This is a genomic window from Gordonia insulae (assembly GCF_003855095.1).
Classification (GTDB): domain Bacteria; phylum Actinomycetota; class Actinomycetes; order Mycobacteriales; family Mycobacteriaceae; genus Gordonia; species Gordonia insulae.
Map to the genome: position 1 here is coordinate 3,112,555 of NZ_CP033972.1, position 17,166 is coordinate 3,129,720.

A 17,166-nucleotide genomic window follows, 5' to 3' on the forward strand; every position below is an offset into this window, starting at 1 on the left:
TAACGATTCGAATGAAGGACAAATGCGCTTAGGTCAGCCTAAACTATGCGCCCCACACCCCGACTTCGGATAAGGGTAACCTAAATCACCGTGCATCGATCCATTCCTGACGCAGACGGTTCCGACCTCACCGACGGATTCGCGCCGCACCCGCCGGACGCCGCCGAACGGTATCGGGAGTCCCGGATCTTCACCGAACGGCCGCTGTGGCATCTGCTCGAACGTGCCGCCGCCGACCGTGCCGGTGCGGACGCCGTCACCGATGCGTCGCTCGACGGACCGCGCACCTTCACCTACGCCGAACTGCACACCGCGGCCCTTCGCCGGGCCGCGGGTTTCGCCGAAGCGGGATTGCGCCCCGGTGACCGGGTGATCCTGCAGCAGCACAACTCGGCCGCGTTCGTGGTCACCCTTTTCGGCCTGTTGCGCGCCGGTGTGGTCCCGGTGATGACGTTGCCGGCGCACCGCAGCGCGGAGATCGTCCACCTCGCGGCCGGGTCGGGCGCCGTCGCCTATGCCACCGAGGACGGTCGCCGCGGTTACGACCACCGAGAACTGGCAGCCGAACTGTGCGCGCGGGTCGACACGGTGCACACGGTTTTCGTCGACGGCGACCCCGGCCCGTTCACGGCACTCCCCGACGCCGATCCCGCGGAGGTGGCACTCCCGGACCCGTCCGAGATCGACCCCGACGGTCCGGCCCTGTTCCTCATCTCCGGCGGGACGACCGGACTGCCCAAACTCATCGCACGCACTCACAACGACTACGCCTACAACGCGCGGCGATCGGCCGAGGTGGCCGAACTCTCCGCGGCCGACACCTATCTCGTCGCACTGCCGGGCGCACACAACTTTCCGCTCTGCTGTCCCGGGATCCTCGGGATGATGACGGTCGGCGGACACGTCGTGTTCACCGACGATCCCAGTCCGGACAACACCTTTGATCTCATCGAGCGATACGGGGTCACCGTCACCGCGTTGGTGCCGGCCCTCGCCCAGGTCTGGTGTGCGGCCACCGAGTGGGAGCCTGCCGACATCAGTTCGCTGCGACTCCTGCAGGTCGGTGGCGCCAAGTTGGCCGAACCGGATGCGGTGGCCCTCGACGCCGCACTCGGCGACGTCGTGCAACAGGTGTTCGGGATGGCCGAGGGACTGATCTGCTACACCCGCCTCGACGACCCGCGCGAGCTGGTCCACACCGTGCAGGGCGCCCCGATGTCCCGGTATGACGAGATCCGGGTCGTCGACGAGGACGGCCACGACGTCCCCGATGGCACCGAGGGCGAACTGCTGGTGCGCGGCCCGTACACGATCCGCGGCTACTACCGGGCCGACGAGCACAACCTCCGGTCCTTCACCGACGACGGCTACTACCGATCCGGAGACAAGGTCCGCCGTCTGCCGTCGGGCCATCTGGCCGTGACCGGGCGGATCAAGGACACCGTGGTACGCGCGGGTGAGAACGTGGCGGCCGACGACGTGGAAGAGAATCTGCTGGCGCACAGATCGATTCGGCAGGCGGCGGTGATCGGGTTGCCCGACGAATCGCTCGGCGAAAAGATCTGCGCCGTCGTGGTGTTGAGCCACGAGCACCCGTGCGGGCAGACGCTGGACCTGCGCGCGGTCCGCGACTTCCTCACCGACCGCGGTCTCGCGTCGTTCAAGCTGCCGGACATGATCACCGTCGCGAGCAGTCTGCCGGTCACCGCGGTCGGCAAGATCGACAAGGCGGCACTGAGGGAGTCCCTGACAAAGAGCTCCTGACGCCACGTCGAGCTCGATCAGCGCCCACGCCGGCGTGGGCGGCCACCCTCACCCGAGGTAGCCGCCACCCTGCGGGAAGAACTCCTTGCCCGCGTGCTCGACGCCGTCGTCGGTGCGGAGCCGTTCGATCACGACGCCGCGATTGCGCCCCAGATGAGCGTCCGCCCCGGCGACGATCACCATTCCGTCGCCCTCGTGGATGAACACCCGGCCCGGCGTGCCGCCGTAGACACACTCCGACACCGAGGCCTTGGTGATCCTCAATCGCCGACCCCGAAAGTGGGTGTACGCGTTGGGGTACGGATCGGACTGGGCGCGTACCAGCCGCTCGATCTGGTCGGCGGGCCAGTTCCAGTCGATCTGCGAGTCGATCTCGGACCGTTTGTGGAAGAAGGTCCGATCCTCCAGCCGCTGCGGCGTCCACACCGCTGTACCCGCCTCGATCTGGTCGAGCGCGTCGATCAGCACACCCGGGATCAGGTCGATCGTCGCCTGGACGAGTTCGGTCGCGGTCGACGTCGGCGTGATCGGGACCGAGCGCTGCAGCACGATGTCCCCGGTGTCGAGACCGTCGTCCATGCGGTGTGCGGTGAGCCCGACCTCGGACTGCCCGCTGATGACGGCCCAGATGACCGGCGAGAAGCCGGTGAACTTCGGCAGCAGCGAATCGTGCAGGTTCAGCGTGCCGTGCCGCGGCAGGTCGAACAGTTCGCGCGGCAGCCAGGTGCGCCAGTTGTTCGCCACGATGATGTCGGGCTCGAGTTGTTTGACCCGATCGATCAGCTCGTTGTCGGGCCGCTGGGCGAGATGAACCGGGATACCGTGCTCCCGGGCCAGCTCTTCGACGGAGTCCGACCAGATCATCTCGTAGGCGTGTTCGCTCGGCGGGTGGGTCACCGCGAGCACGACGTCGTGGCTCGAGTCGATCAATGACCGCAGGGTGCGATGACCCCACGTCTGATAGCCGAACGTCACGATCCGCATGTCGAACCTCCTCGGGCACCGCCGGGTGTCACCGCATCCATCTGAGTCACCGCATCCATTCGTGTCGTCGAGCCCACCGACGTGGCCAGAGTTTGACAGCGTGCGGACGGTTCATTTCAATAACTGAGGCAAGCGTAACCTCATGACCCAGGGTTCGTTCAAGCGACCAATTGACATGTCCGTGAGGTTCTCCTTGAACAGTCGAACAACCGATGATCCGCTCCACATCGGACACCAGCCGTCCGACGGGGCGGGCGCCGCCACCGTCCCGCCCGGCACCACCCTGCCGCTCACCACCGCGCAGCGCGGCCTCTGGTTCGCGCAGCAACTCATCCCGGACACCCCGATCGTCATCGCCACGTTCGTGGAACTCCACGGCGACCTCGACATCGACCTCCTCGACCGCGTCTGCCGCCGCGGACTCACCGAGGTCGAATGCCTGGTCCGCATCATCGAGATCGATGGTGTCCCGCACCAGGTGGTGGACCGTTCCGCCGATGACGTCTTCCCGGTCGTCGACGTGAGCGATCGCGAGGATCCCGCCGCGGCCGCACTCGACTGGATGACGGCCGACTACACCGCCGGCTTCGACCTGCTGTCGGATCGACTCATTCGCGGCGCCGTGCTCCGCCTCGGCGAGCGGCACTACTACTGGTACTCCTGCATTCACCACCTCGTCGTCGACGGATACGGTGCGATCCGCTTCATGAATCGCGCCGCCGAGCTGTACAGCGCGGAGCTCGCCGGCAGTGCCGGCGCCGACAGCTACGTGGCGTCGCGTCTCGACGAACTCGTCACCGCCGAGAACGACTACCGGGACTCCAAACGCTTCCGCACCGACCGTGAGTACTGGATGGGCAAGGCTGCCGACCTGCCGGCACCACTGTCTCCGGCCGGCGTGGCGGGCCCGCCCGACGTGACCCCGCTGCGTGGGGGCGGGTCCCTGCCGCGCGAGCTGTCCCGCAGGCTCACCGCCGCGGCCGAAAGCTACGGCAGCATCGACGCCGCCGTGACCATCGCCGCGGTGGCCGCATATTTCGCCATCGCGACCGACACCTCCGACGTGGTGTTGAGCCTGCCGGTGACCGGCCGGACCAACGCGGTGCTCCGCAAGGCCGCGGGCATGGTGTCCAACGTGGTGCCCATCCGGATGCAGGTCGGGCCCGACACCACGATCGGCGAGCTGGTGACGGCAACCGGGCTCGAGCTGACCGGCGCCCTCCGTCACCAGCGCTACCGCAGCGAGGACCTCCGGGCCGACCTCGCCGCCGCGGACCCGACCCACGCGACCACCGGCGTCGAGCTCGGCGGCCTCTACGGTCCGACCATCAACGTGATGAACTTTCCCACCGATCTCGAGTTGGGCTCCGTTGCAGGACATTTCAATGTGCTGACCTCCGGACCGATCGCCGACATGATGGTCAACCTGTACCCCGGCGCCGACGGCACCCGCATCGACATCCTGGCGAACCACCATCTCTACGACGCCGACACGCTCGGCCGGCATCACGATCGGCTGATCCGCGTCCTCGAGGCCTTCGCCGACGCCGACCCGGCACGTCGCGTGCTCTCGGTCGACACACTCACCGCCGTCGAGCACGCCACCCTCGTCCCCGCTCGCGGACCGGCCGCGCCGTCGCCCCGCACCCTCGCCGAGATCATCGACGACGCGATCGATCGGGCACCCGACCAGATCGCCATCACCTTTCACGACCGGGACGCCGAACGCGGTGCCGTCACGTACCGAGACGCGAGCCGATGGGCCTCGGGCGTCGGCCGCCTGTTGGCCGAACGCGGTGCCGGGCCAGGCCGATTCGTCGCGATCGCGGTCGAACGGTCGCTCGATTCGGTCCGATCGGTGTGGGCGGTCGCGCGGTCCGGCGCCGCGTTCGTCCCGGTGGACCCGGAGTATCCGGCCGAACGGATCCGTCACCTCCTGTCCGACAGCGGGGCTGCGATCGGGATCACCACCCGCGCGCTGCGTGACCGTCTGCCCGACGACGTCGACTGGGTGATCCTCGATGACGTCGCGCACCCGGCCGACGACTCGGACTCCGACGGCGACCACGATGGAACACGGGGGCGGACAGCACATCTCGATGATGCCGCGTACATGATCTACACCTCCGGTTCCACGGGTACCCCCAAGGGCGTCGTGGTGACGCACCGCGGGTTGACCGCACTCGCCGCCGAACGTCGTCGCAACTACCACGTCGGTACCGATTCACGGTTCCTGCACAACACCTCGCCCAGCTTCGACATGGCCGTGGGAGAACAGATCTCCGCGCTGTCGGCGTCGGCGACCCTCGTCGTGTCGGCACCCGGACTGGCCGCGGACGAGCTCACCGACGTCATGGTGCGCGCCGGGGTGACGCATGCTCTGCTCACACCGACCGTCCTCTCGACGATGGACCCCGAACGGTTCACCGCGCTGGAACTGCTGGGCGTCGGCGGCGAGGCGGTCACCGCCGAACTCGTCCGCCGGTGGGCACCCGGCCGCGCCATGCGTAACGGGTACGGCCCCACCGAGGCCACCGACATCGCCACCGTGTCCGCGCTGACCACCGACGGACCGATCACGATCGGCGGCCCTGTCCACGATTTCGCGGTCGTCGTGCTCGACTCCCGCCTCCGTCCCGTTCCCTGCGGCGTGCGCGGCGAGCTCTACCTCGCCGGACCCGGACTCGCGCGGGGTACCACGGACTGCGCGGCCTCACCGCGGCGCGCTTCGTCGCCGACCCGTTCCGGCCCGGCGGCCGGATGTACCGCACGGGTGACGTGGTGTCCTGGCGGCCCGGCGAGCCCGACGCACCAGTGCTCGAGTACCACGGCCGCTCGGACAACCAGGTCAAGATCCGCGGCCGCCGTATCGAACTCGGCGAGGTCGAAGCCGTCGTCGTGTCCGGCCCGGACGTGCGGCATGTCGTCGCCGCCGTGCGTGACACCCCGGCCGGCCCGCGGTTGGTCGCCTACCTCGTCGCCGACCCGGGGACCGCGATCGACACCGAGGCCGTGCGCACCTGGTGCGACCAACGCCTGCCCGCCGGACTCGTACCGGACGCCTTCGTCGTCCTGGAGGATCTGCCGGTGACACCCAACGGCAAGCTCGACGCATCGCGGCTTCCGGAGCCCGTGTTCGCCGCCGAGAAGCCCTACCGCGCACCCATCACATCCGAGGAGCGCACTCTCGCAGCAGTTTTCGAGGAGGTTCTGGGCGCCGGCCGGGTGGGCGCCGACGACTCGTTCTTCATGCTCGGCGGCGACAGCATCGGTGCGATCGGACTCGTGTCGCGAGCCCGATCGCGTGGCCTGCACCTCACACCGCGCGACGTGTTCGAGCGGAAGACGGTCGCGGCGCTCGCCCGCGTCGCGGTGTCGCACGACGCGGTCCCGACGCTGGACGAACTGCCGGGCGGCGGAACCGGGCGGATGCCGTTGACCCCGATCATGCGCTGGCTCGTCGAGCGACCGGGCCGGATCGACCGCTATGCGCAGCATCTCGTCCTTCGCCTGCCCGCCGGGATCGACCATGACGGCATCGTCGCGACACTCGCGGCGGTCGTCGGACACCACGATGCGCTCCGCGCCCGACTCGTCGATCGTGACTCGATGCTCAGTGTCGAGCCCGAGACCGCGGTTCCGGTCGATTCGCTGATCAGTCGGGTCGACGTCACGCCGGGCGCCGACCTCGGCGAGGTCGCTCGCACGTCGCTCGACGACGCACTGGGCCGCCTGGATCCCCGTGCCGGGATCATGGCCCGATTCGTCTGGCTCCATCGGGAATCCGACGCAGACCTGCTGATCATGGTCGTCCATCACCTGGCCGTCGACGGTGTCTCGTGGCGCATCCTGATCCCCGATCTGATCACCGCCTGGACCGCCGTCGGCGCGGGCACGTCCCCGGCCCTGGAGCCCGTGGGCACCTCGCTGCGCCGCTGGGCACACGGACTCGCCGAGCACGCCACCGATCTCGCCCGGACCGACATCGAGTACTGGACGACGACACTCGGTGACGTCGAGCCGGATCCGGCGTGGCAGATCGATCCCTTGCTGGACACCGCCCGGGGCCTCGTCCGGCGCGACTTCCGGCTGGAGCCCGAACTCACCCGGGCAGTGGTCGATTCGATTCCCAACGCTTTCCGCGCCAACGCCGAGGATGTCCTCGCCGCGACGCTCGCGATGGCCCTGGCGGCCACGCCGCGCGCCACCCCGGATGCCATGGTGATCCAGCTCGAGGGCCACGGACGCGAGGAGTCGCTGGTACCCGGCGCCGACCTCGCGCGCACGGTCGGGTGGTTCACCACCGCCTTCCCGGTTCCCGTCGACCGGCACCGACTCGGGGTGGAGCCGGGCACCGTCCCGGATGGCGCCACGGTGGCCGACGCGGTCAAGTACGTGAAGGAGCTGATCCGCGGGTTACCCTCGCGTGGAGCGGGTTACGGGATCATCCGATACCTCACCAACGATCCGGGGGCCAACGATCCGGGGGCCAACGATCGCGCCGAAGGCGTAGGCATCGGTGACGTCGCGCCGACGGTGAGCCTCAACTACCTCGGCCGGATCTCCGCGGACGCCGTGCCCGCCGAGTTCGCCGGCCTCGGGTGGCTGCCCACCGATGAGGTCGGTCGGGTCCCGGTGACGCCGGACGTCGACATGCCGGCCGGCTCGCCGCTGGACATCAACGCCATCGTGACCGGTTCGGTCCCGGCCGATCTCCGACTCACTGCCACCGTCGACCACGTCGCGCGCATCATCGACGAGCCGACTGTCACAGCGGTGCTCGCACGTTGGGAGCAGATCCTGACCGTGCTCGCCGACGCGGTTCGTCAGGGCGCCCACGGCTGGACACCGTCGGATGTCGCGCCCGCCGTCGTCAGCCAGCAGGATCTGGATCGATGGGCGGTGCATTACCCGAACCTGACCGACGTCTGGCCCAGTGCCCCGCTGCAGCAGGGCTTCGCCTTCCACGCCGCCCTGTCCACCGGACCAGACGCGGGACTGGCCGCGTCGGACGTCTACGTCTCGCAGGCGACCATCACCCTCGACGGGCCGCTCGACACCGTGCGCCTGCACACCGCGGCGCGCGCCGTCGTCGCCCGGCACCCGGCGCTTCGCAGCGCTTTCACGACCACGGAGAGCGGCGACCTGGTCGCGCTGCTGACCGGCGGCGCCGATCCGGGCTGGTATACGGAGGACCTCACCGGCGCCGATCCGGACCGACGCGCCGAGTTGCTCGACGAGATCCGGAAACGTCAACGCGCCCAGCCCTTCACCCTGGATCGCGCACCGCTCCTGCGATTCGGGCTGGTGCGGACGGAGTCCGAATCGTTCGCGTTGATCGTCACGGTGCATCACATCGTCGTCGACGGCTGGTCCATGCCGCTGCTGCTCCGAGACCTCCTCACCCTCTACGCCACGCACGGCCTGGACGCGGTGCTACCCGCCGCCCCGAGTTACCGCGACTTCTTGGTCTGGCTCGCCGACCGTGACCGCGACGCCGCGCGATCGGCATGGGCTGACGAGTTCGCCGACCGGACCCAACCGACGCTGATCGCGCCGGACGCGGCGGGCGCCGGGACCCCCGAACGCGTCGGACTCGACCTCGGCACCGAGCGCTGGGAGCAGGTGACGCGGCTCGCCACCGAGCACGGTGTCACCGCGAACATCGTCGTCCAGGCACTGTGGGCGATGCTCGTCGGCCGCCTGACACCGGCCGACGAGGCGCAGCACGGCGGCATCGACGTCACATTCGGCGCGACCGTGTCCGGCCGACCCGCCGACCTCGATGATGCGGGCGAGACGGTGGGACTGTTCATCAACACCGTGCCGATCCGGGTGCGGGCACAGGCAGGCGACCCGGTTTCCGCTGTCTGGCAACGGCTCCAGGACCGGCAGGCGTCCCTCCTCGACCACCACCACCTCGGTCTCGCGGAGATCACCGACGCCGCCGGACCGGGCGCCGGGTTCGACACCCTGGTCGTCTTCGAGTCCTATCCCGTCGACACCGAGGCCCTGGCCGCAGCCAATGACGTCGACGGCGTCCGGGTCACCGACGTGACAATCACGGAGGCGACCCACTATCCGCTCACGCTGACCGTCGAGATGCAGCCTCATCCGCGGCTCGTCGTCACCTCGCAACCGCGCGCGGTGGATGCCGCAAACCTCGCCGCCGTCACCGAACGCCTCGATGCGATGCTCCGCACGGTATGCGCCGATCCGTCCGTCACGGTCGGGGCGCTGCCGATCCTGACCGCCTCCGAGCGGGCGCGGACGGTGCCGCTGCGCGGGCTGCCCGCCGAACCCGAACTGACCCTGCGACAGATCATCCGGCAGGCCGTCGACGCTCGCCCGGACGGTGTCGCCCTGCGCTGGTCGGGTCGCTCGATCACCTACGCCGAGGCCGACCGGTGGTCGGACCGGGTGGCCACGGCATTGTCGGCAGTCGGCGCCCGGGCCGAGGAGTTCGTGGCCATCGCGCTGTCCCGCTCGGCCGACTCCGTCCGATCGGTGTGGGCGGTGGCCAAGACCGGTGCCGCCTTCGTCCCCGTCGACCCCGCCTATCCGGATGACCGGATCACCCTGTTGCTCGATGACTCCGGAGCACGTGTGGGAATCACCGACCGGGCAACGCGTCCGCACCTACCCGACACGGTCGACTGGCTGGTGCTCGACGAGATCGTCGGCGAGGAGGCCGCGGCGCCTTCGGACGGCACGCGACCCACCGAGGTCGCCGAGAACCTCGATCATCCGGCGTACATGATCTACACCTCGGGCTCCACCGGGCGCCCGAAGGGCGTCGTGGTGACCCATCGTGGCCTCGCCAACCTCGTCGGCGAACGGCGGAACACCTATCTCGTCGACCATGATTCGCGGTTCCTGCACAACACCTCGCCGAGCTTCGACATGTCGGTGGGTGAGCAGCTCGCCGCGCTGTCGGCCTCCGCGACGTTGGTCATCAGTGACCCGGCCGCCGGGCCAACGCAACTCGCCGAACTGGCCCGGCAGGAGGATGTTTCGCATGCCCTCCTCACGCCGACTGCCTTGTCCGCCGTCGACCCCGACGGCCTGCCGGGACTTCGAGTACTCGGTGTCGGCGGCGAGGCCATCGGACGAGAGCTGGTGTCCCGCTGGGCAACCGGGCGCACCATGCGCAACGGTTACGGACCCACCGAGGCCACCGACATCGCGACCGTCGCGGCGCTCGACCCGCAGATGCTGCAGCCGGGCGCCCCTGTGCCGATCGGTCGGCCCGTTCGGGGTTTCGACGCAATCGTCCTCGACTCCGCGCTGCGACCGGTCGCGCGCGGGGTGGCCGGCGAGCTCTACCTGGGTGGACCCGGGCTGGCGCGCGGCTATCACGGACAGCCCGGGCTGACCGCGGACCGGTTCCTCGCGAACCCGTTCGGGCGGGCGGGCGACCGCATGTACCGGACCGGTGACCTCGTCGCCCTCGCCGACGACGACTCCCTGTTGTACCTGGGCCGCTCGGACCGTCAGGTCAAGATCCGGGGCCATCGCATCGAACTGGGCGAGATCGATGCCGTCCTGCTCCGCCAGCCCGGGGTGCGCCAGGCCGTCACCGCCGGACGGCCGGGCCCGCGGAACCAGACCGTGCTGGTCGGATACGTCGTGGCCGAGGCCACGGCTGATCCGCTGCCGGCAGAGATTCTCGGGTCCGTACGCAGATCCCTTCCCCGGCACATGGTCCCGACCACGATCGTCGTGCTGGACGCGATCCCCACCACGCCGTCGGGGAAGGTCGACGAACGCGCCCTACCGGTCCCCGATCTCACCTCGACGAATGCGTATGAGCCACCGTCGAACCCGACCGAAGAGATCGTCGCCGACGAGTTCGCCCACCAACTGGGTGTCGAGCGCGTGGGCGTCCTCGACGACTTCTTCCTGCTGGGCGGTGACTCGTTGTCTGCGTTCGCGATGGTCGCTCGGCTCCGCGACCGCACAGGTGCCACCGTGCCGATCTCCGCCGTGCTCGACGAGGCCACGCCCCGCGCGCTCGCCCGCCGACTCGACGACCCGGATCCGGTGGCCGACGAAGCCGTGCTCGGTGTGCTGCTGCCGATCCGGCCGTCGGGCACGGGCACGCCGCTGTTCTGTGTCCATCCGGCCATCGGATTGTCCTGGGGCTACGCCGGTCTGCTCCGTCACCTCGATTCCGACCGCCCCCTCTACGGACTGCAGATCCCCGGGATCGCCGATGACGACCCGTTGATCGCCTACTCCACCATCGACGATCTGGCCGACCGCTACCTCCGTGAGATCCGCTCCGTGGTGCCGCACGGTCCCGTACACCTGCTCGGGTGGTCACTGGGCGGGGTCATCGCCCACTCGATCGCGGCGAAGATCGCCGCCGCGGGTGAGACCGTGGCGTCGCTGACCTTGCTCGACAGCGTGACACCGGACGCGCGGGGGGACCGTGACAACGGGCTGCGGTTCACCGATCTGGTCAGTGCACTGGGCCTGGAGGACCATCCGATCGCCGCGCTCGGTGACGGACGGACCGAGGTCACCCGCGCATCCGTCGAGGACCTCCTCGCACATGTCGAGGACATGCCCCCCGGACTGCAACCGGAGACGATCCATCATCTGATCGACGCGGCCACGCACACGGATCATCTCCTGCGCCGGCATGTTCCGCCCGTCTACCACGGGGATGCGCTCTTCGTGACCGCGGACCCGGACGGGACCGCGGGATCGGCGGCCAGATCGAGTTGGACAGCTCATGTCGACGGACGGATCGACGAACTGCGGGTCGCGTGCACGCACTGGGAGATGTGCTCCTACGCGGCGATGACCACCATCGGCCCCGCCGTCGACGCATACCTGCGGTCGCCGGTGGACGCCCCGCGTGGCGGGCAGCCGTCGTGAGCCCAGAAGACCCGACCCCACCGACCCACCCGGGCCGCAGATCAGGCGGCGCGCGGGTCCTGCGGGGCACCATCCGGGACAACCGTCGTGCCCTCACCGCGGCGACCGGTTTGCTCTCCGTGCACCAGCTGTGCGAGGTGGCGGTCCCGGTCCTCATCGGCGTCACCGTGGATCGCGCACTCGCACATGCCGACGGCGCATCGTTGCTGCGCTGGCTGTCGGTGCTGGCGCTGGTCTTCCTCACCTTGACCATCGCCTACCGCTACGGCGCCCGGAAGGCCATGGCCGCGGCACAGGGCGAGGCCCACCGCCTGCGCATGCGGTGCGCACGGGTCATCATCGACGCGACACCGCTCACCCGACCCGGTCTGCGCGACGGCGAGATGCTGAGCATCGCCAACTCGGACGCGGACGAGACCGGCAACCTGCTTCGCTATGTGCCGCAAGCCGGTTCGGCGGTGGTCGCGCTGATCGCCTGCGCGGCCGTGCTGATCGGCATCGACGTCACCCTCGGTGTCATCGTGTTGGTCGCGGTGCCGCTGGTCCTCTCGGTGGTACAGCTGCTCGGACCGTTCACGACTCGCCTCATCGGCGCCCAGCAACATCACATCGGCCGATCGACGGCACTGGCAACCGATCTCGTCGCCGGGATGCGCCCGTTGCGCGGCATCGGCGCCCTCCAGGTCGCGTCCCAACGCTATCGCGAGGTCAATGACCAGACGCGCCTGGCGATGCGCCGTTCCGCCATCGGGCACGGCGCCTTCTTCGGGGCCGCGACCGGCGTCACCGGTCTGATCGCGGTCGGCGTCGCGTCCGTGGCCGGCTGGTTCGCGCTCTCCGATCGGATCGGCGTCGGCGCCCTGATCACGATCCTCGGAGTGGCCCAGTTCCTCACCGAGCCACTCGCGATCACCGCAATGCTGCCGGGTCGCGTCGCGACGGCCCGCGCCTCGGCCGAGCGCATCGCTGCCCTCACCGAGGGGGCGGCGCCGGTCGGCACGGCCTCGGATCCCACCCACGACCACCTGTCGTTCACCCCGCGACCCGGAGAGTGTGTGGCAGTCGTCGCACCGGATTCGTCTGCCGCCCGCGCATTCGCCGCCGGCATGCGCGCCGGACCCGACGTGCTCGTCGAACCCCACGCTGCCGATCTGTTCACCGGCACGATCTGGTCCAACCTGGTCGTCGACCCCGACGGCGCACCACCTCGGGACGACCTCGTCACGCTGCTGGAATCCTTGGGCAGCCTCGACATCCTGGATGGCCTCGGGGCCGGCGGCGATGCACTCGACGCCCCGGTCTCCGACCGTGGGCTGTCCCTCTCGGGCGGTCAACGCCAGCGACTCGCGCTCGCCCGCGCGCTCGTCCGGGATCCGGGTTCGCTTGTCCTGCATGACCCGACGACCGCCGTGGACGCGATGACCGAAAGCGTCATCGCGGAAGCCGTCTACCGCCATCGGCACCACCGCGACACCGGCGCACGCATAGGGCGGTCCACGACGATCATCACCACCAGCCCGGCATGGCTGGCGGTGGCCGATCGGGTCATCGTGCTGCCGACCACATCCGCGGAGGCCGCATCATGAGCGCCCTGCCCGTCGCCGATCGCCGAGAGACCACACGCTGGTTGCGTGCCGCGCTGCGTGCACGGATCGCCACGGTCGTCGCGGTGAGTGCCCTCTGTGTCGTGACAGCGGTGTGCGCGGTGATCCCGGTACTCGCTCTGGGCATCCTGGTGGACCGGGTGACCGACCATGCCACCGCCTCGTCGCTGATCCCGGTCGCCATCGTCGCCGCAGGCGCCGCGGCGATCGGCGGCCTGGCGGCAGGCGCGACGATGTACAGCGTGGCGCGGCTCGGGGCCGACGTGATCGCCGAACTCCGGGCCGACGCCGTGGACACGGCGCTACACCTACCGCGGGCCGTCTTCGAGGCATCCGGGCGCGGCGACCTGCTGTCGCGGGTGAACAACGATGTCACGGTGATCAATCGGGCGGTGACCACGGTGGTCCCGACGGTCGTCACCGCCGCCGCGCTGACCGTGGTCAGCGTGATCGCCATGGCCGGCCTCGACTGGCGTCTGGGCCTGGCCGGCGCCACCGCCATTCCCTTCTACATCCTGGCCCTGCGGTGGTACGTGCCCCGCTCGTCGCCGGTCTACGCTGCCGAGCGCGCGGCCGCCGCCGAACGCGCCCAGGCGATCGTCGAGTCGGTCAGCAGCCGCGACACGGTCGCGGCGTACGGACTGCGCGACCGTGAACTGGCACGCATCGAGTCGACCTCCGCGGGTACCCGCGACCTCGCGGTCTCGGTCTTCACGCTCTTCACCCGGCTGGTGGGACGGGTCAACCGGGCCGAGTTCATCGGCCTCGCGGCCATCCTGTCGGTCGGCTTCCTCCTCGTCTCCGCGGATGCGGTCACGGTCGGCGCGACCACCGCTGCCGCGCTGCTGTTCCATCGTCTGTTCAACCCGATCGGCATGATCCTCTACAGCTCGGCCGAATTGCAGTTGGCGGGCGCGGGATTCACCCGGCTCGTCGGGGTGATCCGCTCCCCGAGGCACGGCCCGGCGGACGCTCCGGGACACCGCGAGCCGGCCGCGCCGATGCACGACACCCTCGGCGTCTCCCTCCGGGACGTGCACTTCGGATACACCCCGGAACGTCCTGTCCTGCGCGGCCTCGACCTCGACATCGTTCGTGGCACACGACTCGCGCTCGTCGGAGCGAGCGGCGCAGGCAAATCCACCGTCGCGGGACTCGTCGACGGGTCGTTGAGGGCCGATCGGGGCTCGATACGGACGCCCGCGGGCGCGCGTGTGTTCACCGTGAGCCAGGAAGTCCATCTCTTCGCGGGCCCCCTCCTCGAAGACCTCCGGCTCGCCGCACCTGACGCCACTCGCGCCCAGGCATTCGAGGCATTGCGCGTGGTCGGTGCGGACGACTGGGTGCGGGCGCTGCCATCGGGCATCGACACCGTCGTCGGCGAAGGCGGCCACCGGCTGGGCGACGCCCGTGCCCAACAGGTGGCTTTGGCGCGCCTGGTCCTCGCCGACCCGGACATCGCGGTCCTCGACGAGGCGACCGCGGAGGCGGACAGCGACCAGGCAGCCGGCCTCGACAGCGCCGCGGAGGCCGCCACCGATGGCCGCACCACCCTCGTCATCGCGCACCGCCTGACGCAGGCGCTCGCCGCGGACACCGTCGCGGTGCTCTCCGCCGGTGTCGTCACCGAATACGGACCTCCGGATGAACTCATCACCGCCGGAGGTGAGTTGGCCCGGCTCTGGCATGCGTCGCGTGCCGAACCGCCAGCACAGAGCGTTCCCCGTTCCCGCCATCAGCCCGAACATCAATTCACGTCCAGCAAGAGGATCCCACGATGACCCAGTCGGCACCGTCCACCGCAGCCACCCCAGATGACATCGTCGACATCGGGGGCATCGGCTTCGGGCCATCCAACCTCGGACTGGCCATCGCGCTCGAGGAACTCAACGAAGGCCTGGCCGAACCACTCACGGCGCGATTCGTCGAGCGTCAAGACCAGTTCGCCTGGCATCCGGGAATGCTGTTGCCGCGCACCACGATGCAGATCTCGTTCCTCAAAGATCTTGCCACTCAGCGCAACGTGCACAGCCGGTTCACCTTCCTCGGCTATCTGGCTCACCGGGGCCGGCTGATCGACTTCATCAACCACCAGACCTTCTTCCCGAGCCGCCACGAGTTCCACGACTATCTGACCTGGGCGGCGCACTCCGTGGAGGCCGACGTCCTGTACGGCACCTCCGCGGTCGACGTCGAGACCGCGCACGATCATTTCGTCGTCCACCTCGACGGCGAGCACACCGGGGTGCTCCGGGCCCGCAACCTGGTGATCTCCACCGGCCTCTCGGCGCGCCTACCCGACGGTGTGGCCGCCTCACGGCGGGTGTTCCACAATCACCGTCTCCTCGATCATCTCGCCGACGCGCCACCGGTCACGCACAACCGCTTCGTGGTGCTGGGCGCCGGACAGAGCGCTGCGGAGACGGTCGAATACCTCCACTCGACGTATCCGGGCGCCGAGGTCCATGCGGTGTTCGCCAAGTACGGCTACAGCCCCGCCGACGACAGTCCGTACGCCAACCGCATCTTCGACCCGAGCGCTGTGGACGACTTCCACACATCGACCCCGGAGTTCCGGCGCCGCCTGTTGGGGTACCACCGCGCGACGAACTATTCCGCCGTCGATCTGCCGCTGATCCAGGAGCTCTACACCCGCGAGTACGAGGAACGAGTCGCCGGGCACCGCAGGCTCTTCATGCACGGGGCATCCGAGGCCACGGAGATCACCGAGGGCACGACCGGTGTCGATGTCACCGTGGCCCACGGTCCGACCGGGCTCACGGAATCACTGACGTGCGATGCGGTCGTCTGCGCCACCGGTTTTCACCAGATGGGTCTGGCGTCGTCGCTCGGTGGCCTCGCCGACAGCGTGATCAGTGACGCGGACGGACCGCGGGTCAGGCGAGACTACCGCGTCGAGACCGATCGCCCGATGCCCGGCGGAATCTACCTGCAGGGTGGGACCGAACACACGCACGGCATCTCGTCGTCGCTGCTCTCCAATGTCGCCGTCCGGACGGGTGAGATCGTGCGCACGGTGTCGCGGGATCGTGCGGCCGCGCTGGCCCGTGACTAGCTGACCTGCACAACGGCTTTCGCCCTGAACAGCGGATTCGCCAGGCTCGTCGGCGCGATCCGGCCCCTGGTCGCCGCCGTTCGGATGAGGCCATCCTGCCCTAAGTAAGGTTGGCAGACACCGGATTTCGCGATACGGTGCGGCGTGAACCGATTGATCGACACTGCGGAGACCTACGTCCGCACGATCTACAACCTCGGCGAAGACGGCGTCATCCCGCGTCGCGCCCGTCTCAGTGAACGACTCGGTCAGGCCGGACCCACGGTCACGCAGACCGTCGCGCGCCTGGAACGCGATGGGCTGATCGACGTCACTGCAGACCACCATCTCGCACTGACCGAACACGGGCGACAGATCGCGGTCGCCGTCACGCGCAAGCACCGCATCGCCGAGCGGATGCTCGCCGACGTCATCGGCCTCCCGACTCGCGAGGTGCACGCGGAGGCGTCGCGGTGGGAGCACGTGATCAGCGACGAAGCCGAGCGAGGAATCGTGGAACTGCTCGACGACCCGTCGACGTCGCCATGGGGCAATCCGATCCCCGGGCTGGACCAACTCGGGGTCGAGGTCGCGCACAGACCGCCGGCCGTCCGACTGGCCGAGCTCGGCCGTCCGCGGTCGCCGCTGCCCGCCACCGTGCGATCGATCTCCGAGGATGCACAGTCGGATGACGCGCTCATGGCGCACCTCGTCGACGCAGGGATCATTCCCGGTGCCCGGATCCGGGTCGAGTACCGCCCCGGGACGTATCTGCTGCGGGGGCTGGACGCGTTCGAGCTGTCCGCAAAACGGGCGCACATCATCCAGTTGGATCCGATCGCGTCCTGATCATCACTCGCCGCGGCCACCGAC

General features: G+C 69.4%; 7 protein-coding genes and 1 pseudogene. 7 read left to right on the forward strand and 1 reads right to left on the reverse strand.

The genetic code is table 11. The features are described 5' to 3' along the window. Window positions 1–90 precede the first annotated feature (90 nt). Window positions 91–1,764, forward strand: coding sequence for a (2,3-dihydroxybenzoyl)adenylate synthase (locus D7316_RS14215; RefSeq protein ID WP_232016915.1), 1,674 nt, complete (start codon window positions 91–93; stop codon window positions 1,762–1,764). A gap of 48 nt (window positions 1,765–1,812) precedes the next feature. On the opposite strand, the gene D7316_RS14220 is transcribed toward D7316_RS14215, so the two are convergent. Beyond that, window positions 1,813–2,748, reverse strand: a complete 936-nt coding sequence (locus tag D7316_RS14220) for a methionyl-tRNA formyltransferase (RefSeq protein WP_124708821.1) — start codon at window positions 2,746–2,748, stop codon at window positions 1,813–1,815. A gap of 175 nt (window positions 2,749–2,923) precedes the next feature. On the opposite strand from D7316_RS14220, the pseudogene D7316_RS14225 reads away from it, so the two are divergent. The 6 genes and pseudogenes from D7316_RS14225 to D7316_RS14250 all read left to right on the forward strand — a co-directional run. Beyond that, window positions 2,924–5,383 (forward strand): annotated as a pseudogene (locus D7316_RS14225) (AMP-binding protein); the annotation flags it as partial. A 146-nt stretch (window positions 5,384–5,529) separates the two neighbouring features. Further along, window positions 5,530–11,634 (forward strand): amino acid adenylation domain-containing protein, encoded by a 6,105-nt coding sequence (locus D7316_RS27465; protein ID WP_124708823.1) that lies wholly within the window; start codon window positions 5,530–5,532, stop codon window positions 11,632–11,634. Continuing rightward, a complete protein-coding gene (locus tag D7316_RS14235) occupies window positions 11,631–13,220 on the forward strand; it encodes an ABC transporter transmembrane domain-containing protein (protein ID WP_124708824.1) in 1,590 nt (529 codons plus the stop codon). The genes D7316_RS27465 and D7316_RS14235 overlap by 4 nt, the downstream gene beginning before the upstream one ends. After that, entirely contained in the window at window positions 13,217–15,019 is a 1,803-nt protein-coding gene (locus D7316_RS14240) for an ABC transporter ATP-binding protein (protein WP_124708825.1), read from the forward strand. Before D7316_RS14235 ends, D7316_RS14240 begins: the two co-directional genes overlap by 4 nt. Further along, entirely contained in the window at window positions 15,016–16,314 is a 1,299-nt protein-coding gene (locus D7316_RS14245) for a lysine N(6)-hydroxylase/L-ornithine N(5)-oxygenase family protein (RefSeq protein ID WP_124708826.1), read from the forward strand. The genes D7316_RS14240 and D7316_RS14245 overlap by 4 nt, the downstream gene beginning before the upstream one ends. 144 nt (window positions 16,315–16,458) lie before the next feature. Next, entirely contained in the window at window positions 16,459–17,142 is a 684-nt protein-coding gene (locus D7316_RS14250; protein ID WP_124708827.1) for a metal-dependent transcriptional regulator, read from the forward strand. Window positions 17,143–17,166 lie beyond the last annotated feature (24 nt).